General features: G+C 60.3%; 18 protein-coding genes and 1 pseudogene. 13 read left to right on the top strand and 6 right to left on the bottom strand.

Features of this window, described 5'->3' with window-relative positions:
* Window positions 1-40: 40 nt before the first annotated feature.
* Window positions 41-1,807 (top strand): ShlB/FhaC/HecB family hemolysin secretion/activation protein, encoded by a 1,767-nt coding sequence (locus GO999_RS12355; RefSeq protein WP_211906274.1) that lies wholly within the window; start codon window positions 41-43, stop codon window positions 1,805-1,807.
* A 249-nt stretch (window positions 1,808-2,056) separates the two neighbouring features.
* Here GO999_RS12355 and GO999_RS12350 read toward each other — a convergent pair whose 3' ends face one another.
* Window positions 2,057-2,350, bottom strand: a complete 294-nt coding sequence (locus tag GO999_RS12350; protein ID WP_029240249.1) for a cyclic-phosphate processing receiver domain-containing protein — start codon at window positions 2,348-2,350, stop codon at window positions 2,057-2,059.
* 329 nt (window positions 2,351-2,679) lie between these two features.
* Here GO999_RS12350 and GO999_RS12340 point away from each other — a divergent pair, with 329 nt between their 5' ends.
* The 6 genes from GO999_RS12340 (at window position 2,680) to GO999_RS12315 (ending at window position 7,630) form a co-directional block, all read left to right on the top strand.
* Window positions 2,680-3,933: a hypothetical protein gene (locus GO999_RS12340; protein WP_241771643.1), complete on the top strand. Its 1,254-nt coding sequence runs from the start codon at window positions 2,680-2,682 to the stop codon at window positions 3,931-3,933.
* Window positions 3,934-4,056: 123 nt separating this feature from the next.
* On the top strand, window positions 4,057-4,215 hold the full coding sequence (locus GO999_RS12335) for a hypothetical protein (RefSeq protein ID WP_019717768.1): 159 nt from the start codon (window positions 4,057-4,059) through the stop codon (window positions 4,213-4,215).
* A 169-nt stretch (window positions 4,216-4,384) separates the two neighbouring features.
* Window positions 4,385-4,798 carry an HU family DNA-binding protein gene (locus tag GO999_RS12330; protein WP_029240251.1) on the top strand — a complete coding sequence of 138 codons (414 nt, stop codon included), beginning with the start codon at window positions 4,385-4,387 and terminating at the stop codon, window positions 4,796-4,798.
* 482 nt (window positions 4,799-5,280) lie between these two features.
* The gene (locus GO999_RS12325) at window positions 5,281-5,778 is read left to right on the top strand and encodes a DUF2924 domain-containing protein (protein ID WP_038938302.1); all 498 of its coding nucleotides are present in this window, start codon (window positions 5,281-5,283) and stop codon (window positions 5,776-5,778) included.
* Window positions 5,775-7,157, top strand: coding sequence for a recombinase family protein (locus GO999_RS12320; protein ID WP_211906273.1), 1,383 nt, complete (start codon window positions 5,775-5,777; stop codon window positions 7,155-7,157). Before GO999_RS12325 ends, GO999_RS12320 begins: the two co-directional genes overlap by 4 nt.
* Entirely contained in the window at window positions 7,154-7,630 is a 477-nt protein-coding gene (locus GO999_RS12315; protein ID WP_019717773.1) for a ParB/RepB/Spo0J family partition protein, read from the top strand. The genes GO999_RS12320 and GO999_RS12315 overlap by 4 nt, the downstream gene beginning before the upstream one ends.
* A gap of 465 nt (window positions 7,631-8,095) precedes the next feature.
* Here the strand turns inward: GO999_RS12315 and GO999_RS12310 are convergent, their stop codons facing one another.
* Entirely contained in the window at window positions 8,096-8,410 is a 315-nt protein-coding gene (locus tag GO999_RS12310; RefSeq protein WP_071615194.1) for a hypothetical protein, read from the bottom strand.
* Between the two features lie 937 nt (window positions 8,411-9,347).
* Between GO999_RS12310 and GO999_RS24735 the strand changes: the two are divergent.
* Window positions 9,348-9,549: pseudogene (locus GO999_RS24735) on the top strand (LacI family transcriptional regulator); the annotation flags it as partial.
* Between the two features lie 478 nt (window positions 9,550-10,027).
* Here the strand turns inward: GO999_RS24735 and GO999_RS12305 are convergent.
* Entirely contained in the window at window positions 10,028-10,243 is a 216-nt protein-coding gene (locus tag GO999_RS12305; protein WP_249215029.1) for a Mov34/MPN/PAD-1 family protein, read from the bottom strand.
* A 170-nt stretch (window positions 10,244-10,413) separates the two neighbouring features.
* Here GO999_RS12305 and tnpA point away from each other — a divergent pair, with 170 nt between their 5' ends.
* From tnpA to tnpC, 3 genes are read left to right on the top strand one after another with little or no spacing between them, the layout of a single operon-like run.
* Complete coding sequence (gene tnpA, locus GO999_RS12300) at window positions 10,414-10,821, top strand: IS66-like element accessory protein TnpA (protein ID WP_211906266.1); 408 nt, start codon at window positions 10,414-10,416, stop codon at window positions 10,819-10,821.
* Window positions 10,818-11,165: an IS66 family insertion sequence element accessory protein TnpB gene (gene tnpB / locus GO999_RS12295; RefSeq protein ID WP_211906267.1), complete on the top strand. Its 348-nt coding sequence runs from the start codon at window positions 10,818-10,820 to the stop codon at window positions 11,163-11,165. Before tnpA ends, tnpB begins: the two co-directional genes overlap by 4 nt.
* Before the next feature lie 29 nt (window positions 11,166-11,194).
* Window positions 11,195-12,766, top strand: a complete 1,572-nt coding sequence (gene tnpC / locus GO999_RS12290; protein ID WP_211906268.1) for an IS66 family transposase — start codon at window positions 11,195-11,197, stop codon at window positions 12,764-12,766.
* A gap of 213 nt (window positions 12,767-12,979) precedes the next feature.
* On the opposite strand, the gene GO999_RS12285 is transcribed toward tnpC, so the two are convergent.
* The 3 genes from GO999_RS12285 to GO999_RS12275 are packed head-to-tail and all read right to left on the bottom strand — an operon-like array spanning window position 12,980 to window position 16,861.
* On the bottom strand, window positions 12,980-14,659 hold the full coding sequence (locus GO999_RS12285; protein WP_211906272.1) for a ThiF family adenylyltransferase: 1,680 nt from the start codon (window positions 14,657-14,659) through the stop codon (window positions 12,980-12,982).
* A 4-nt stretch (window positions 14,660-14,663) separates the two neighbouring features.
* Window positions 14,664-15,839 (bottom strand): CBASS cGAMP synthase, encoded by a 1,176-nt coding sequence (locus GO999_RS12280; protein ID WP_211906271.1) that lies wholly within the window; start codon window positions 15,837-15,839, stop codon window positions 14,664-14,666.
* Window positions 15,839-16,861 carry a CBASS cGAMP-activated phospholipase gene (locus GO999_RS12275; protein ID WP_211906270.1) on the bottom strand — a complete coding sequence of 341 codons (1,023 nt, stop codon included), beginning with the start codon at window positions 16,859-16,861 and terminating at the stop codon, window positions 15,839-15,841. The genes GO999_RS12280 and GO999_RS12275 overlap by 1 nt, the downstream gene beginning before the upstream one ends.
* Before the next feature lie 583 nt (window positions 16,862-17,444).
* On the opposite strand from GO999_RS12275, the gene GO999_RS12270 reads away from it, so the two are divergent.
* Entirely contained in the window at window positions 17,445-18,797 is a 1,353-nt protein-coding gene (locus GO999_RS12270) for a glycine hydroxymethyltransferase (protein WP_249215028.1), read from the top strand.
* Entirely contained in the window at window positions 18,794-19,768 is a 975-nt protein-coding gene (locus GO999_RS12265) for a hypothetical protein (protein WP_211906269.1), read from the top strand. Before GO999_RS12270 ends, GO999_RS12265 begins: the two co-directional genes overlap by 4 nt.
* Window positions 19,769-19,839: the final 71 nt, after the last annotated feature.

Genomic DNA, 19,839 nt, shown 5'->3' with positions numbered 1-19,839 from the left:
ATCTCAATTGCTGCCCGCGTGAAGTATTGCTGTATTCCACATGAAACACAGAAAAAAATCACTGCCGATCGCGCTGGGCGCTATCGGCCTTCTGATGTCGTCTCTTTCAGCCGGCGTCTTCGCTCAAGCAACCCCCGCCCAGTCGGCCGCAGCCGCCAACACAGAACAGGAACAACGCCTGCGCCAGCAGCAACAAGCCCGCGAACGCGAGCAAACCGTGCAAGCTCCTGCGGTTCGGGCCGAGCAAGCCGCACCGGCCGAGTTCCCCGAACTCCCCACTGAAACGCCATGCTTCCGCATTGACCGTTTCGCGCTGGAGGTCCCTCACGACCTGCCCGAGGCCGCCCGTATCAAGGGCGCCTCTGCTTTGCCCCAAGACCCCTTCGCCTTCGCCCAGGCATGGCTTGACCACTACAACGGCACCTGCATCGGCAAACAAGGCGTGGACCTGCTCACCAAGGGCATCTCGCAAGCCATCCTGAGCCGAGGCTACGTGACCACGCGCGTACTGCTGCCCCAGCAGGACCTGAGCACCGGCACGCTGCGCTTCGTTCTGGTGCCCGGCATGATCGGGCAGATCCGCTTCGCGCAGGCCGATGTGCGGGGCACCTGGAAATCCGCCTTCCCCTCACGCCCGGGTGACCTGCTGAACCTGCGCGACCTCGAACAAGGTCTGGAGCAGATGAAGCGCGTCGCCAGCCAGGACGTCGACATGCAGATCGTCCCCACGGACGTGCCGGGTGTGAGCGACGTGGTGATCTCGGTCAAGCGGACCAAGCCTTGGACGGTCGTGGCCGCGGTGGACAACTCAGGCACGCGCTCGACCGGCAAGCTGCAAGGCAACCTGAGCGTCAGCATCGACAACCCGCTGGGCCTGAACGACCTGTTCAACGTGGGCTACAGCCAGGACTTGGATTTCAGCAACAAGGATCATGGCACCCACGGCTGGAACGGCTTCTATTCCGTGCCGTGGGGGTACTGGACGGCGACGGTGTCGGCGTATTCCAGCACGTACTTCCAGCAGATCGCGGGCGTCAACCAGACCTTCGTGTCGAGCGGCAATTCGCAGAACTTCGATATCAAGCTGCAGCGCGTCATCGAGCGCTCGCAGAACGATGTGCTGGGCGTGCAGTTCCGCCTGTCCAAGCGGTTCGGCAAGAACTTCGTCGACGACACCGAGATCCCCCAGCAGCGGCGCAACAACACGGTAGTGGAAACCGGCCTGACGGATCGCCACTACTTCGGGGCCGCGCAGTTCGACGGCAGCCTGATGCTACGCCACGGCGTGGGCGACCTGGGCGCGCAGGACGACACGCTGGCCGACGGCGGTGGCCCGACCTGGCACTATCGCATGCTGGTGGCGGATGCCAACCTGTCGGTGCCGTTCAAGCTTGGCGGGCAGCCGTTGCGGTACGTGACCACGTTCCGTGGACAGTTCACCAACGACCACCTGTATTCGATCGACGCGATCACCATCGGCAGCCGCTACACCGTGCGGGGCTTTGACGGTGAGATGTCGCTGATTGGCGACCGGGGTTTCTACTGGCGCAATGAGCTGCAAGCGCCGATCGGCAACACCGGCCTGTCGCTCTATGGCGGTCTCGACTACGGCCATGTCTATGGCCCGTCAACGGTGGGCCTGGCCGGCACCCAACTGGCGGGCGCTGTGATCGGGCTGCGCGGCGGATGGGGGACGCGGGCCGGGTCGTTCTCTTACGATCTGTTCGCCGGTACGCCGGTCTATAAGCCTGCGGCGTTTCAAACTGCCCGGGTGACAGCGGGCTTTCAATTGATCTATCAATACTGAAGCTTCCCGCGCACTGTAGATTCACGCATTGACGATGGAACGCTAACAGCCGCATGGTGCAGGTTCCACAGTTTGTCGCCCCAGCGCTGCGCTTCGCCATGGAAAGAGGTCAGACTGACCCAACCAACGAAGTGCAGCCCAGTGCTGCAACCGCGACTTGCCGACGTTTTCCAGGCCAGCTCAAAGAAAGCGCTGGGTTTTGCGCATTCGCGAGTTCGAAACCGGCAGCACGGTCCTTTTTCCTATCAATCAGCGCCCGGCAAGGCGCTCTATGGTCCGTACTCCGGCGCGCATTTTTTCTGCTGCCGACGCGTTGGCTGAGTGAATTGTGATTTTCGGTGGATTGAAGCCGCGAAGCGCCACAGCCTCTTCAATCCAAAGAATGACATCGTAGCCAGTACCGTGAGCATCATCGCCCAGGTCGTGATCAAGGCTAATCTCTTCGACGGAACCAGTTTCTAGCAACTGTATCGCCTCCTCGGGCCAGTACACTCGCTGCCAACCATCTGGCGTTTCCCGTTCGTCGTCAAGAAATACCTTCATCACCGTTTCCTAGCTTTTTCGATACCAATCGTCTTCATGGGGCGCTTGACCTTTCTTCACCAGCCGATAGCGCATCACTCTCGCTATCCCCCCAACACTGCCGCCACCGAGCGACGTCGCCTCCATACTACCGGCCGCCGTCATTACGGTTACAACAACTTTAACTTCGTGCACTTCTGCTACGCATCTACGGCCGTCTGTGTGAGCGCAAACTTCCATAATCTTCTGTGCAACTTCGGTAGGCTGCAATTCTGTTGAACCGGCCAACGACTCAGCACGCGTATCGCCCGTCGACGATGAGCTCGGCGGGCATCCAACTAGCGGGAGCCATGATCGGGCTGCGCGGTGGATGGGCGACACGAGTTGGGCCGTTCTTTTATGATTTGTTCGTCTGCACGCCAGTCTATAAGACTGCGGCGTTCCAGACTGCCAAAAGTGACAGCTGGCTTCCAGTTGATACATCAATACTGAAGCTCCTCAATCCACTCATGGGCGGTGGAGCGCTGACCCGTCTTACCATCGTGATCTGCTCGCCTTCGGTCGGAACATTGCCGGAACATCCCTCGGTCGCACGCCTCAGACGGCGTGCGGATCAGCTTGGTTTCATGTGCCTGGAATCGGAATGGAGGGGCTACCACGTCGCCTATGAGTTCTCCTGTGCGGCGGGTCATCACTTCAAGCGGCTCGCGAGTAGTATCGTCTACGGCAAGTCACCAGCGCCATGCCCCCATTGCGAGCGAGAAGCACTGCGCCAGCGCTTTCTGGCCCTGGCCTCCGAGCGCGGCGGCATTTGCCTGGAGAACGACTACCTGGGGCCGGAAGTGCGGCACCGCATGCGCTGCCAGCACGGCCATGAGTGGCTGGCGCTCGGGCGTAAGCTGCTGGCGGGCAACTGGTGCCATACCTGTGCGCGTGAAACGATCAACGCTAAGACACGGGCGCGCGGTAAACGGCTGGAAGACCTGCAAGCCAAGGCGGCCGAGCGGGGTGGGCGATGCTTGGCTAGCGAATACCGCGGCACCCGCGCGCATCACGAACTGATCTGCGCGCAAGGGCATCGCTGGACGTCGACGGGCAACGAAATCCTGCGCGGCACCTGGTGCCGGCTGTGTGCCAATCGGGAGACGAGCGAGAGGAAGACGGATCCGGAAGGGCTATCTCGCATCCAGGTCGCCGCCCAAGCGCAGGGTGGCGCCTGTCTGGACGAGGTTTATCTGGGGCAAAGCGCACGCTACCGCTTCCAATGCAAGGAAGGCCATGTGTGGAAAACCGCAGGTCAGAACGTCCTGAACGGAGGGTGGTGTCGCTCTTGCCACAACGAAAGCCGGCGTCTGGGCATCGACGCGATGCAGGCTGTTGCGCGTGAACGAGGCGGGCGCTGCCTGTCAGAGACATACATCAACAAGGCCCGGCGCTTGACGTGGGAGTGCCATCACGGGCACGTTTGGCAGACCTCGCCCCGTTCAATCTTTGCGGGCCACTGGTGTCCCTCCTGCGCCATCCTGGACCGTATCCGGGCAAAGAATCAGCGCAAGCGCGAGCGATACGAGGCCAAGAGTAAGTTGGACACGGTATCGGGCTAGGAGCAGGCCGAAGCGTGTCGGCTGGTGAGAACGCACCAGCGGCGACCATGCTGCAAGAGGCAGCCGATCAGCCTTGCTGGGAGCAGCGCAGGCTGGTGTTGATGGGCCAGATGTTCCCATCAGATGCGTATTCGCCGCGCTTTGCTGCTGCTTGAAGACGGGCTGACGATGGCTCCCTTGTCATTCCTGCCGCTCGTGCGTTACGCGCAGGATGTGAACTATGCGGTCGATATGCATTGGCCCGCGATCTACGATTGCACGCTCGGGCAGTGGACCCGGTGACCTTTGACGCATTGCTGAAGAGCCGTTCTGCATCGAACGACAAGCAGGACCGTTGCCGGATCTGCCCGGACTGTCACGGTGTCAGCTTTGCTATGCTCGTGTTTGGAGCGATGTCGCGTTGCGACGCGCTACATCTGGATGATCGATTTACCTGACACCTATCCTCTCTATGGCTACCAAAGCAAAGACAGCAACGAAGAAGACTGCATCGGCGAAGAAGCCCGCGTCCTCGAAGAAGGCCGCTGCCGCAACGCCGGCCGTCAAGCCGTTGAAAGACACGTTCACCAAAGCGAGCCTGGTGAGTCATCTGGCCGAGCAGGCCGAAGTCGACGCCAAGTCGGTGAAGGCGGTGCTGCTCCATCTGGAGAACTCCATCCTGGGGGCATTGCACAAGAAGGGCGCAGGCGAGTTCACGCTGCCAGGTCTGTTCAAGGTGACGTCGGTCAAGGTGCCGGCGACCAAGCGTCGTTTCGGGAAGAATCCCTTCACGGGTCAGGAGCAATGGTTTGAAGCCAAGCCAGCGACCGTGCGCGTCAAGGTGCGGGCGTTGAAGAAAGTGAAGGACGCCGCCGTCAATGGGTGACGATCAACTCGTCCATTGCCGGAGGGGGACGCAGGTGGCGATGTCGGCTTGACCGCCGCCGTCACCAAAGCGATCACGTTCCGCCGAAATCACTGATCAGTGTCCCGAAATACGCCCCGGCTTTGCAGATCAGGGGTGTTTCGTTGTCATTCGCCATTAGCGCTTGCCGATTCTGTGATGGCGTGCCGGCTCATGGACCAGCAGACTTTCATCCACTGATTTTGTGATGAGGACTGCTATCCATGAAACCCTTTACCCCTCTTGATCCAAGCAGCATGAGCGCCGAGGCGCGGGTCGCGGAAGTTGCGGCCACCCTCGTGCGGGCGCTTGTCCGGCTACGAGCGCAACCCAATCCCCACGACGTCAGAGAGAACCAAGAAGACCTTGGCTTCTCGCCGCCACAGCGCGTTCATTCAAACCCTGCTGTCCGAGTCCGCAAGGCCGCCCGGGCGGCAGCTGTCAAACAACAGCAAGGAGTTTGAATGACGACATCCACATCGCGACCCACCAAGTCCAGTATCGCTGCCCGCGTGGCGCGGCTGCCGGACACGCCATTTGCCGAGCTCAAAATACTGTGGTCGCAGCTATTCGATATACCCCTGCCAACCCACAACCGTAGCTACGTCGAGCGGCGCATCGCTTTCCGACTGCAGGAGCTGGAGATGGCGCAGAAGCAGCCGCAACTGCTGGCGAGCAACAAGATGCGCATCGATGCGTTGCTTGAGCAGATCAAGCCGGCGCAGAAGGCTGGGCGAGGTGAACTCGTTCGGTTGGCACCGGGCACGGTGCTGACCCGGGACTTCATGGGCCAGACCCACTGCGTTGTGGCCATGCCGAATGGTGAGTTCGAATACAACGGCAAGCCCTACAGCAGCCTGACCGCGATCGCCTGCGAAATCGCGGGGACGCGCTGGTCGGGGCCGGCGTTCTTCGGTCTGCGGGATGGCGCGAAGAAACAGCGCAAGGGGACCGGTGCATGAGCCTTGACGCAAGCAGGAAGCGCCGGCGCTGTGCGGTCTACGCCCGTAAGTCCTCGGACGAGGGGCTCGATCAGGACTTCAACTCGATCGATGCGCAGCGTGACGCGGGTCACGCCTACATCGCCAGCCAGCGCGCCGAGGGCTGGATTCCGGTGGCGGACGACTACGACGATCCCGCATACTCCGGCGGCAACATGGAGCGGCCGGGTCTGAAGCGTCTGCTGGCGGACATTGAGCGCGGCCTCATCGATATCGTCGTGGTCTACAAGATCGACCGGCTGACCCGCAGCCTGGCGGACTTCTCGAAGATGGTCGAGGTGTTCGAACGCTACGACGTGTCCTTCGTGTCGGTTACCCAGCAGTTCAACACGACCACCTCGATGGGGCGGCTGATGCTGAATGTGCTGCTGTCCTTCGCGCAATTCGAGCGCGAGGTGACGGGCGAACGCATCCGCGACAAGATCGCGGCGAGCAAGCGCAAGGGCATGTGGATGGGCGGCGTGCCTCCGCTGGGCTATGACGTGCTCCACCGTAAGCTGATTGTCAACGAGGCGGAGGCCACGGTGGTGCGCCGCCTGTTCGCCGAGTTTCCGCGCGCTGCGTCCACGACATTGTTCGTGCAGCGGCTGCGTCACGAAGGTGTGATGACCAAGTCGTGGGTCGCGCAGTCCGGCAAAGACCGGATGGGCAAGCTGATGGACAAGGGCGCGCTGTACAAGATTCTGAGCAATCCGGTCTACCTGGGCCAGATCCGACACAAGGAGATCAGCTACGCCGGCGAGCACGAGCCTATCGTGACGCAGGAGCAATGGGATGCCGTGCAGTCGGCGCTGACCAGCAAGCCCACCGGCGTGAGCCGCGGCCAGATCCGTACTGAACGTCCGGCGTTGCTCAAGGGACTGATTTGCACGGCAGACGGCCGGGCCATGACGCCGCATGCAACCAAACGGCGTGGTGGGCGGTTGTATCGGTACTACTTGTCGACACGGGATGCCCAGGAGGGATACGGCGCGTCCGACGTCAAGATGCTGCCGGCGGGCGAGGTCGAGGAGGCCGTAGTGGCGCAGCTACGCGGCATCATGCGCGCGCCGGAAATGGTCGCCCGGGTTTGGCGGGAAGTGGCCAGAAGCAACGATACCCACGACATGACCGAAATGCAGGTGGCCGTGGCGCTGTCCCGAATCGACATCGTGTGGGAGAACCTGTTCCCGCTGGAGCAGCACCGCATTGTGCAACTGCTGGTCGAGCGTGTCGTCGTATCGCCCCAGGAACTGCGGGTGCAGTTGCACCGCAACGGCATCGAGCATTTTGCGCTGGACGTGGTGCGTGCCGCCGGTGGGAAATCCGTGCCTGCCGCCGCAGGCGAGGCCCTGGCATGAGGCGCACGACGCTGGAATTTCCTGGGGAGCCGATGATGCTGCATACGGGCAACGGCGGTATCGAGGTGTCCATCCCGATTCGCGTGCGCCGCTACAGCGGCCGGCGGCAGGTGGTGGTGCCGCAGGGCATCGGTTCCACGCTCGGGGAAACGCGGGTGCCGACGGCCCTGCAGGTTGCGCTGGCCCGAGGTCATCGTTGGCTGAGGCAGATCGAAAGCGGGCAGGTGCGCAACATTGCCGAGGTTGCAACCCGGGAAAAAATCGACCGAAGCTACGTGAGCCGCATGGTCAATCTGACGGCATTGGCGCCAGACATCCAGGCCGCGATTCTGAATGAAACCTTGCCCGAGGAGGTCGCGTTGTTCGACCTGGCAGTCGACACGCCCCAGTGTTGGGAAGCGCAGCGCCGGCGGATCGATGAGGTGGTGGTGAAGGCGCGTGAGGGGAAAACGCGTACGGCTGCGCTGACTTGAGGTGGCTCTCTCTTTCTCTGGTTTTGATACGCCTTCCGGTACGGGGAAAAATTTCAGGGTTGGGGGTGTTGCCTAAGTCACTGATTTTTAGGGACTTCGCTTTGCGGACTTGGCGCTTTGCACGTCCGCAACGGGCAGAGAAAGAGAGAGGAAAAAGGGGAAAAAACGCCCGAAAACGGCCCGGGAGCGTAGGTGCCAAATTCGTAAGCAGAATGCGTATTTCGGGACGCGTGATCGGTGATTTCGGCTGAACGTGATCACCCGTGGGTCGGCGTTTTCGAGCGGGGTGAGCAACGGCTCGAAGCGCTTGGGCACCTTGAGTAAGCAACAGTGTGGCTGGGATAGCCCGGCTACGATTTTCTCTTCAAGCCATCGGATACCGAGCGCTACAGCATCTTCTGAATGTCGCTCAATGCCTCATGGTCACAGCAGGCTTGAGCCCTGACGCGCTTCTAAGCCAAACGCTCAGGATGTTTTGCGGCACTCCCAGGTCGCAGTGAAAATACGGAGACTTGGTCCAATAGGGTCGGAGACTTGGTACGTGAGCAAGTTCACCGACTTAATTCCTTTGTATTTGGCTCGGCAGGTGTTGTAAGCAGCATTCCATGTCGCGTTCCATGCATCCTTGCGCGTTGGATTTGCAGTGTGGTAGCCGGCTGGGACCTGAACCGTGTCGGCAGCTAGGGCGATGGGGCTATGTGCAAAAAGTGCAGCCATCATCGCCATGCTGGCCGCCACAAAAGCATATTTCTTGCTGTTTTTCGATTGCAGTCGTTTCATTATTCATCCTTTAAAAATGGAGGAGGACGTACCGCATCCGCAGCGCCGATCAATAGGGAATAGGGCGGGCAGCAGTGCGTGGTAGATTATTCTCCGCGCATTCCAATAGGGATTCAGCGCGGCAACGCGTAGAGTTGTGTGTGGAGCCGAATGGGGTGCGGAGCAGGGACATCGCGCATGGCGGGGGGGCGTTCTGTGCATGAGGCGAACGACGCTCGAGTTCCCCGGGGAGTCGATAGTGCTGCACACCACGCATGGTGCGATGCTGAGCCGCTACAGTGGGCGTACGCGGGTTGCATTGGCCGGTGGCAACCATTCGCCTAGCTATGGATCTGCTGTCCTGCACCACGAGTGTCATTACAAGCACACGGTTTCGACAAATTTCGCGCGATGACTGCGTCTTTCGCGTTGTGTAATTCTCTATTGGTATTTCTGTGAACAATAAAGCTTCCCCTTCTAGGAGCTATTCATGGGATGCTTTAACGTCACGGGCGCAAGCGGGAAAGCGAGCGACTATGTTGCCGAACGCCACGCCAACCAACCGTCCACAGAGTAGGCGACGCAACGACCGGCTGCGCGCAGTGCGGGCCAGGGAGTACTGCAGGGACTACAGAGACAAAACTCTACCAGCAGGCCCTCCGACGACGAAAGTGCCATCCAGCATGCAGTAGCCCAAGCGCGGGCGGGGGAGCGGTTTCGTCCTGGTCCGCTTCCGGAGCAAAAGGAACTGACTGGCCCCAAGATCGGCCGCTCTGACTGAGCCTCTCTCAGGCATCGCTGGTGCGTTACCAGCCAGCGATGCTTGAAGCCTCCAGTTAGTCGTCCAGCATTCCGTCACGCCGTATGGATCTTAGTTGCTCGAGAGGTCTCGATCGCGGCGCTGTATTGCTGGTGCTCACTGGACAGCAAATGATTCAAGGCGCGTACTTAACCGCGGTTCGTCAGCCGCATGATCAACCTGACGACGTTGGCCCCCCGATATCCAGGCCGCGATTCTGAATGAAACCTTGCCCGAGGAAGTCGCGTTGTTCGACCTGGCAGTCGACACGCCCCAGTGTTGGGACGCGCAACGCCGGCGGATCGATGAGGTGGTGGTGAAGGCGCGTGAGGGGAAAACGCGTACGGCTGCGCTGACTTGAGGTGGCTCTCTCTTTCTCTGATTTTGATACGCCCTCCGGTACGGGGAAAAATTTCAGGGTTGGGGGTGTTGCCTAAGTCACTGATTTTTAGGGACTTCGCCTTGCGGACTTTGGGCTTTGCACGTCCGCAACGGGCAGAGAAAGAGAGAGGAAAAAGGGGAAAAAACGCCAGAAAACGGCCCCGGAACGTGGGTGCCAAGTCCGCAAGCAGAAGTGAAAAACCCCGCCAGGCTTGGGGCCTGGCGGGGTTGATCGGAGTGCAAAGAGCGGCTCTTTGCAACTGTGACTGGTGGTGGACTATGGACGCGAATGCAGAAAGACTCTTCCATCGGTTGCGGGTTTTTGCATGCCAAAGTACTTGCAATGCAGAGACGCGGAATCGAGTCGGGATCGAACACTCAGCGGCGAAATTGCTTCAGCATTTCCATAAGTGCTGTCTGCAGTTGGATGAGTAGCTCGTGTTGGGAAGAACCATCTGCTATCCCTTCTCTGCTTCGAAGTTCGCTTGGGTGGCCGCTCCACGCAAGGCATGTCCTTGACCGACTCCAACCCACAGCACGTTTCGAGTGCCGGCAATCAGAAACACCATCGGTTCGTTTCTGGCGTTACAAATCCTTCGCCACTCGCGTTTGTCAATTGACGATGGAGTCGGTTCGGATTCCGGGTGGGTATGCCACTCACCGATGTAGTCCATCGTCTCGCGCTCAGCTTTCCACTGCTCAAGAGCGATATTCTGGTGCTTCTGAGCCTGACGTTGGAAGCCATAGCGGTGCTGGATATCACTTGGCTGAGGTGTAAGCGTGTCCCCAGCACCGTCTCGACGGTGTGAGAGGAAGTTGCCAGAGTGATCCCCACCAAAAAGTAGTGGGGACCACAGTGGCAACAGAAGCACCGAAGAGAAGCTCGCGCAAAGGCATCCCGAATCACCCCCTCGAATTCCGACGGCAGTTGGCCAAGCTGGCCTGCGAGCCAGGCGTATCGGTAGCGCGTCTGGCGATGGAGCACGGGTTGAATCCGAACCTGGTATTCAAATGGCGCCGGGCACTGCGTGCTGGTGAATATGATCCGGTCGGTTTGCTGCCCGTGACAGTGGAAGCACCGGTGCAAGAGTTCGAGCAGCCGGGCCCGGCGCCAGTTGGCAGTGCTGCTCCTGCGGGCGCCATTGAGATCAGCGTGGGCAACACCCGCGTGCGCGTCGAAGGCTCGCCCGATGAAGGCACGCTACTGCTGGTACTGCGCATGCTGCGCAGCACATCGGGATCGGCAGCATGATCGGCCTACCCAGCCGCACGAAGATCTGGCTGGCTGCCGGCGTGACCGACATGCGCTCGGGCTTCAACAGCCTGGCCGCTAAGGTCCAGACCGTACTGGAGCGAGATCCGTTCAGTGGCCACGTGTTCGTGTTCCGAGGCAGGCGCGGCGATCTGGTCAAAGTGCTGTGGTGGAGCGGTGACGGCATGTGCTTGCTGATGAAACGCCTGGAACGTGGCCGGTTCGTGTGGCCACGTGCCGATGGTGGCGTGGTGTGCCTGAGCCAGGCACAACTGTCGATGCTGCTCGAAGGTATCGACTGGCGACAGCCGGTCCGTACGGCGGAGCCGACATCGGCGTTGTAAACCTACCAGTCGCCGCGTAAACTGCCGGCATGACCACGGCAGACGCCTATCCGGATGACATCGAAGCGCTCAAGGCCTTGCTGCTTGAGCGCGATGCACGCATCGGACATCTGCAAGACGTGGTCGAATCGCACAAGGCGGCAAACGCTACCGCCAAGGCCGAGATCGAGCACCTGAAACTGCTGATTGCGAAGCTGCGCCGCATGCAGTTCGGTCGTAGCTCCGAGAAGCTCGACCACCAGATCGAACAACTCGAGTTGCGACTGGAAGAGCTCGAGGCTGACGAAGGCGCAGCGCCTATCGAGGTTCCAAAGACGCCACGCACGGCGCCGGAACAGGCGCCACGCAAACCACTCCCCGAGCATCTGCCCCGCGAGATACTGACTCACTGGCCGGAATCGGGTGAAACCTGCACGGCGTGTGGCGGCCCCACGAAGCAGCTCGGTGAAGACGTCTCCGAGCAGCTTGAATATGTACCGGCGAGCTTCCGCGTGATTCGCCATGTACGCCCCAAACTGGCGTGCACGTGCTGCGATCACATCGAACAAGCCGCTGCGCCGAGCCGCCCCATCGAGCGAGGCCTGGCTGGTCCGGGCTTGCTGGCCCATGTACTCGTCTCAAAGTTCGCGGACCATCTGCCGCTGTATCGCCAGTCGGTAATCTATGCGCGCGAGGGCGTTGAGCTGGATCGCTCGCTGCTGGCGAAATGGGTCGGCCACACCGCGAACCTGTTGCAACCGTTGGTCGACGCGTTACGTCGGCACGTCACGGCGGCAACAAAGCTGCATGCCGACGATACGCCGGTACCGGTGCTGGCACCGGGCAACGGCAAGACCAAGACCGGACGGCTGTGGGTCTATGTGCGCGACGACCGGAACTCAGGCGACATGACGCCAGCGGCGGTCTGGTTCACCTATACACCCGACCGCAGGGGCATCCATCCGCAGCAGCATCTCGCATCGTTCAGCGGCACGCTGCAGGCCGATGCCTATGGCGGTTACCGGGCGATCTACGAGACCGGACGCGTGGTCGAAGCAGCATGCTGGGCCCACGCCCGACGGCAGTTCTACGAATTGCATGCTGCGCGGCCGAATGCCTTGAATACCGAGGCACTGGAACGCATCGGCGCGCTGTACAAGGTTGAAGAGGCGATCCGGGGAAAACCGCCCGATGAGCGGCGAGCGTACCGGCAAACGCATGCCAAGCCCTTGCTCGATCAACTCCATGCGTGGCTGGGCGCCACGCTGGAGACGCTCTCGCGCAAATCCGACTCGAGCCGGGCGATCCTCTACGCCGTGAACCGCTGGGAGGCGCTCACGCGCTATTGCGACGATGGGCGCCTGGAGATCGACAACCTGCCGGTTGAGCGCGCGCTGCGCGGCGTGGCCATCGGACGGCGGAACTACCTGTTCGCTGGCGCAGACTCAGGTGGTGAGCGAGCAGCCGCCATCTACAGTCTGATCGGCACGGCCAAGCTCAACGGCATCGATCCCGAGGCATATCTGCGCCATGTGCTGGCACACATCGCGGATCACCCAATCAACCGCGTCGACGAACTCATGCCGTGGGTCGTGGCTGATCTGGTTCGCGATCACGCTTGAGATCCATCGCGTGCGTCAAGACGGCGCTGGCGACTCGCTTACGCTGAGGTGTCGTCATCATAGACACATGGAGATGCATGCCCCGTCGATAGCCCAGCAGGATGCCTCCGGACTCAGGTGCAGCAACGTTCGTTTGCCGAAAGCGCATCAGCGTCGCCAGCACCGACGGTTCAATCAGAACTCGAGCGTCCTCATGAAGTGGGTGCCGAAGAATCAGGGCGTCTGGCATGCAGGACACCCGTCCGACGGCGCGATATCTTGGTTTTTGACCCGCAGGGCATTAGCGGTTTCCAAGTATCGCGTACGAAATCTCGGGCTAACGTGATCCCTCAACCAGTCACCGACCATATCGGTGGCGAGCGCGGCCGCAGACATCGGGGCTGAGACTGCGTACGGTGTGAATGAGCTGCATCCCCGGAATTGTGTCCGAGGCGGATTCGCCAGAACTGGAAACCGGTCTTGACGATAGTTGGGCCCGATTCCGTGGCGCAGGCACTGAAAGCAACCGAACTTTGAAGAATCCGACCAGAGCGCCTGTACACATTCACCGTTACCCTTTACCCATACATACAGGACGGGCCTTAGCCGGTGCGCCATGTGTGAGGCATTCACGAGACTGCTCAGGGCTTCTTCCCCGGTGGCTTCAATGATGAGGTCCGTCGCAAAGAACTGGTCGTTCAGTCTCGGCGTATCAGTTTGTGCCGCGACCTGCAGATACGGGAACTGCCGAAGCAGTTCATCTCGAAGTGCTACAGCCTTGTTCTGATACAAGGAGGGGAACCCGAGGGCGTGTCGACCAAGGTTGTCCGGCTCGAGTTGCCCTACGTCGACGAGCCGCAACAGGCCTTCCTTTCCGGTGCCCGCCCCCAGTCGCACCAAGGCTTGCGCGAGATATCCGCCAACCGCCCCGCAACCTATGAGCGTCAGTCGCTTACCGGCCAGACTGGGGAACTCCAGGTTTCGTGAATGGATATAGGTAGCCCCAATGTCATCCATCTGCAGCCGCAAGATTGCCGCGTCCCCACCATCGTTGCACAAGTAGTTGCAGTAGCGTTTGGGGTTTTTGGCATAGCCAATGCGATGCATCCTGTCCAGCGAAAACGCCACGCCAAAACGCCCCGATGGCGTCGTTATGCCGATGACACACCCCTCGCGGGATAGGTAAGTCTTATCGGAACCAAGGCGACGCTGAATTGCTTTGGCCAGTTCACCATCCCACAACTTGATCCAGGCGAAGAACTGCTTGATGGTTGCCGGTAAACCATCGGCAGGAGCGCGGGGCGACTTTTCGCTCTGGAACAGGAAACACGTAGAGGCACCTTTGACGACCCTCTTAGCATCGATACCCGTGGCAATCCGTTGGGCCGCGAAGATATCCTGCGCTATAAGGGCTCGACGCTCCTGACCGGGCTGGTCCAGCAGGAAATGCATCGCAGACACAGCATCGGGTTCGAGCTCATCGATCAGAACAGGATAGGCCGCTGGTGTCTGTCCAACGGTCCAGTACGCGACAAATTCATCGGCAATATCTCTGTCCCGAGCTTGCCCTTGGGTGATACGGTTTAGCACATCGATGGCGGCGAGCACGCACTGATGAATCGCCACGTCGGGCTGGAACCGGTCAAGGACAACGGAGCCCGGTGCTAGATAGCACAAGCCGCCCAGTGCATCGACATGTTCCAGTAATTGCGGCGCGCCGGCTGGCCGCTTGAGCAGAGTGATACGCGGGTAACGCAAGAAGTCCCAGTCCTCAATTTCGAACCGAATCGGCACTACTCTGGCGTTTGTTTTCAGGTCTCCCTCAAACGCACGAACGCCTGCGCGGGCCTTGACTGGTTTCAGCCCGTATTGTGCCAACACGCGCAAGGCAAGACCGTACCTGCTTTGCGTCATCCGCTCAGCCCGCGTTCGTTGCTCGAACCACAGGGGGAGGCACCGAGACCGCCTGCACGCGACGAATGTCCTCTCCCGATGAGTCCGCTTCAATCCAGTCAGGCCGATTGGGTAAGCGGTCGCCCAACTGACCTTGCAGAATCGTGATGGCGCGCTGTGCTTGCGCAAGACTGTGCTCACGTGCCTCACGCAGCGAATTCGCCAGTGCTTGTGCGAGCGCAGACGCCTCAAGACGTTCCTTTGCGTTCAGCCGATTGAAATCGTCAGTTCCATTGTCGATGCCAGGTTCTCGAATGTCGGCGAGAAGAGCGTCCGCGAGTGAGCGCGTTGCATGCTCGAGCGCTAGGTCATCCCGACCGGAAACCGGCTCGAAGTTCTGGGCCACAGCAATCATGATGGAAACGGAACTCGGGCCTTTCTCCGCCCACTGGTAATCCCGCCAAGCCTTCAGGAAACGGCACACCCGCTGCAGTTGCTCGCGATGTTCTTCCAGCCGGTCCTTAAACCACTTGGCAACATCGTTCGGGTCTGAGGGTCTCCATTCTCCGGAACGCGTCGCCAGAACAATACCTTCCATTTCGTCCCAGGACTGGCCGACCAAGTCGCCAAACACCGAATTCTCGGCAAAGTCCGCCGAATCCATCGCGAACGACCTCCGCACGTCTGCTGCCTTCAGCATTACCTCATTCACTTTCTTGAACTCAGCTTCAGAGGCTGCGTAGAGCGGCACATCGATATGCGCCCAATCTGCCACGTTGACTCGGATGCAAGTGTCCTTGGATGTGTCCAGCGTCCAGCTCTCGCTCTTGCAGAGTCCTAGCAGAAGCTCCTCCACCAGTGCGAAATACGCTTTGGCCATATGGACAGGCGGCCCGTTCTCTTGCCAAACAGTGATGGGCAGGTAGACGCCGAAGTCCCAATCAATTTCTTGCGGAGGCAATGTGCAGGGATGCACGCAGGTCCCATAGGCCCAAGACCCCTGAGTGCGAAAGCGTGGCGTGACCTGCCGCTCCATGCCGAGTGTCGTCGTCGAGACTTTCTCGATAGCTGGGCGCAAATGGTCGCGAATCTTGTTCCTGCACGAAACCAAGAACTTCCGTTGTTCGGGCAAGACGGCGATGTTGTCCCCAAAAGTACCGTTCTTCACGGGAGAGTGCAGCAGGCGGTTCAGTTTCAGCATTACGCGACCTTTCGAAAGTTGGCGCGAGGGCCATAGTGATAGACCGGCGCAGCCGCCGTGTACTCCATGAATTCTTTGAAGGCAGCACTACCCACGAAGTCCTTCGCCGCTTCAGCGGCGGACCCGAGCAGCACTTCCCGGGCTGCTGCATCTGCCTTATCAAGAGCAACTGCCTGAGCACGCTCGTCCGTCAGGACGTCGTCGACGTGCACATATTTACTTCCGGGGAATTGATGCCGGAGCATATGGTCGGCCATCGCTTCCTGGGCAGAAATGCTCAAGCCGAAAAGTCGTTTCGGCGCATTGACCGGCCACCAACCACCCCAGTCAAGCGTTCCACCGGCGCGGTTCCGTTTGGGGTTGACCGTGAACTTGGAAGACATCGTGCCAATAGAGAGCACCCGGACGTCGCCCTCCGACCGGGACACGCCAAAGAACTTGTACGCTTCGTGGACGCCCAACTGCCCCGGAGCGTTGGCAAAGAGTCCGCCATCCACGTACTGGCAGTCGTTGAACACATAGCGGGGGAACACAATCGGCGCGGCACTAGTCGCCATGGCGACATCGACAATGCGGTGGCGATGGTCCGTCTTGAAATCTTCGTGGTGCGGAGTTTTGAAAACTACCGGCAGACCACGCGTGTAGTTGATGGACGGCACGATGACCGGATGCAAACACTCGCCAAGCAGCCGCTGACCAAAAACGTCGTCACTGGATAGGTGCTGCAATAGCGTCTGGCTGCTGTACTGGGAGCGAAAGAACCCGCGAATGGAGAATCGTCTGCGGAAGATGGCTTCCCCGTGCCCCTCGAAAAGCTCCACTATCTTCTGAGCTGGAAGCTCAAGAGCAACCGCTAAGGCTAGGATGCCGCCGATGGATGTGCCTGTAACCAAATCAAAGCGTGAGCCGATAGGCGCATCGATTTGCCGCTCGATTTCCGCTAGGATTCGAGCGGTAAACAGCCCTCGATAACCGCCGCCAGACAAAGCGAGGATTTGAAACCGCGATTTTTCTACAGCCATCCACGTCCCCAAAAAAATAGCGCAATCTAGATCACCACGTTGGCTTTTTCTGAATCGAAGGGCTGGTGCCACGCTGTGGTGCCGGACCTCTGGGCGAAATTGCCACTCTATGTTGGTGAGCGCTAATACCTACTATAGGCGCCGCAAGAATCCTGTCAAGGCACTATATGTAGTAACAAGTGATATAAAGATCACATTTATGTTTGATAAAGTTGTTGCAGTGTTCCAATTCAGAATCAGCTTGCTAGGGCGCAGTTCGCTGAGGGCTGGGGCGTGACATAATCGAATGGTCACGGAGCCGTTATGGGGGAGTTATGCCATGTTCGGTGCTGTGTATATCCACACCTATCCGCAAGGCAATCGCATTACGTTCACACCGTTACCGTAAGGCGGAGGGCAATGTTAGTTGGTTGGCGGCGAGGAGATGAGAGATCAAGGGGTAAGAGGATGGCCAGCACTCTCACGGAAGCCCTCAGCATCCTCGCGTCTAATGAGGAAGTTTGAAAATGTGGTGCCTCGCTGGGGCTGAGCGGGAGTTGGCAAACAATTACAATGCCAGTTCGGAAGCAAGCTGGCGTGATCAGTGACGGCGCTCGCTTGCCGACAAGAGTACAAAGCGGTTACAGCAGGTGGGGTTGTTGCAGTGAAGGTTTTCAATGCCCGGCATTTTCTGAGGCATATCGCGGCGCGCACGCTGCATGAGTTCGTGCAGGCGCATGTGCTGGCGCCGCGTCTGGTGGTGGACTGGTCCGGGCCGGACGACACCTTGTCGGGGGCGCTTTGCGACGCGGTTGAGGCGTTGGAGCACCAAGTTGCCACCACCGATCTCTCCCCACACGGCCGCGAAGCGCTTGAGTGCGATCTGTTGCTCTGGGCCGATGACCTGCGGCGGGCCCACCTGATGGCCGACGGGCTGGCGGTGGCCGAGTTTCGCAATGCCTGCCAGGCTGATCCCGATGCGCAGGATGCGTTCGCGTCCCGTGACGAGCGAGAGATCGCGCTGTGGATGCTGGCATTCCGCGACAAGATCTTTCGCGACGTCGAGCTGCACCTGGCCTTCCAGGCCAAGACCCACGGCAAGTTCTGGAAGAAGCAGCGCATCCAACGTGGCCTCGAGTTGACGCGCGACCGTGCACGGCTCGAACAGTTTTGCCACGCCGTGGCACAGCTGTACAAGAAGTCCGGTGGCGGCGACGGCGTGCATATCGAACTCTCGGAGCGCCGAAGCGCGGCTGCGGCCGACGCCATGTCCGCTCTCCAGCTGACCCTCTATGTCGAGGGACCGGTGACAGCGCTGACGCACTTCGCGCAGAGCCATTTCACCCGTGTCACCACGCGCGTAGCGCTGGAGTCGGCACTGGTTTACCACCCGGCGACCGGCGAGGTGGAAACGGTGGTCAAAGGTGGCGCCAAGAACCACACCGCGATGCTGGAGCTGTTTGGCAAGCATGTCGTCCAGCAGGATCTTGCCCCCGAGCGGATCGAGCCGCAGCGCTACAACCTTAATGCTTTGCGCGACGGCTTGCAGCCCTACGAGGACTGGTCGACCTATGGCGTGGAAATGGTCCGACTGCGCCGCGCACGCCTGACGCCAGTGGGCGTCGCGGGCGTCAGCTTCACCGTCGAGGCATCCCCCGACAAGGCCCAGGATGACGCTATTCGCATTGCCCGCGGCGCGTTGAAGGTGGAGCATATGTTCGAGGCCGAATACCACCTCGCCGCCGCGACCGTCATCGTCTACACGCAGGTGGCCGACGGCGGGCGCGCCGGCCACTTCAGCTTCAACATCCGTGCTTCGGGAGTGTCTACTATCAAAAACCTGTCGCTGAGAAACCAAGTGCTCGCGCGCAAGGTCCTGCAGGCGCTGATGGTGATCGACGCCGAGGACGATTTCGCCGTAGCCGCGCAGGTGCTCAGGGAGGCTGCAATCGTATGAGTCAGGCTCAGGTTGACGCCACGGTGCTGCTATGCCGGTTGCTGGAGCGCGATAAGCCCGAATACAACGGCCAGGCCCTGTTCGACGCAGGGGTGGAGGCTGCAACGCATCTGCTGCGCGAGCGGCTGCTGGTGGTCGGCCACCCGCTGGACTGGGTCAACTGTCCGGAGTGCTGCTCGGAAATCGCACGGGTCGTGCGCGATGTGTCGGCCGACCGGATCGCACTGTTTTGCCCGGAATGCGAGGATGTTGATGCGTCGCGTCGTCTGCGGGAAACGTACAAGGCGGTGCCGGCACGGGCCGTCGCAGCCGTGTTGAGCGGACTGGGGATGAACGCCGGCGGCATGAAAGTCATCGAGCCCGATCGGGTATGGCGGTTGGGCACGACGGAGCCGACGCGAGGTAAGCCGCTGACGTGGTATTTCGCCCGCCAGCTTGGGCGCCCGGAGGTTGGTGCGCGGCTGCGCGAGCAAATCCAGTTCGAGCGCACCGCTGGGTCCTGCGTGATATTGACCAGCAGTGATGTGACATTGCCAATCGGATCACCATTGGCAGGCTTCGACGTGCGCACGCTTCGAAGCGTGGCACGGATTGGGCAAAGTCGCTTCGAGTTCTTTGCGGACCGGCAGGCCGAGCCAGGGATGCAGCAGGCTGAAGAGGCTCAACCGCAGGCGAGGGCGCAGACCACTCTGCGCTACGTGCGCACGATGGGCAAAGCCTTCATCGAGGGCACCGAATACCCGCTGGAACCGCGCCAGCAAGCCATACTGCTCGCCCTGATCAGGGATATCGATCACGAGCTGGATAAGGAGGCGCTCAAGACCGCTTGTGGCTCGCAGGCGCAGCGGTTCTCCCCGAGCAAGGAGTTCGACCGGAACCTGGTCGCCTACAAGACCTTCATCCGCTATCTGCGAGATGATGACCGCTACGCGCTCATCATTCCCGATGACGATGGGGACTGGCTCAGGTAGGTGCAGGGGACTTGTCGCCCACATCGGCACTTACTGCTCAAGCCTTCCCACACACCGCCCAAACAATCTCA

The sequence above is a fragment of the Ralstonia nicotianae genome (assembly GCF_018243235.1).
Classification (GTDB): Bacteria; Pseudomonadota; Gammaproteobacteria; order Burkholderiales; family Burkholderiaceae; genus Ralstonia; species Ralstonia nicotianae.
Note: the sequence above shows the minus strand (reverse complement) of the source record. Positions and strands in the feature narration are given on the sequence as shown.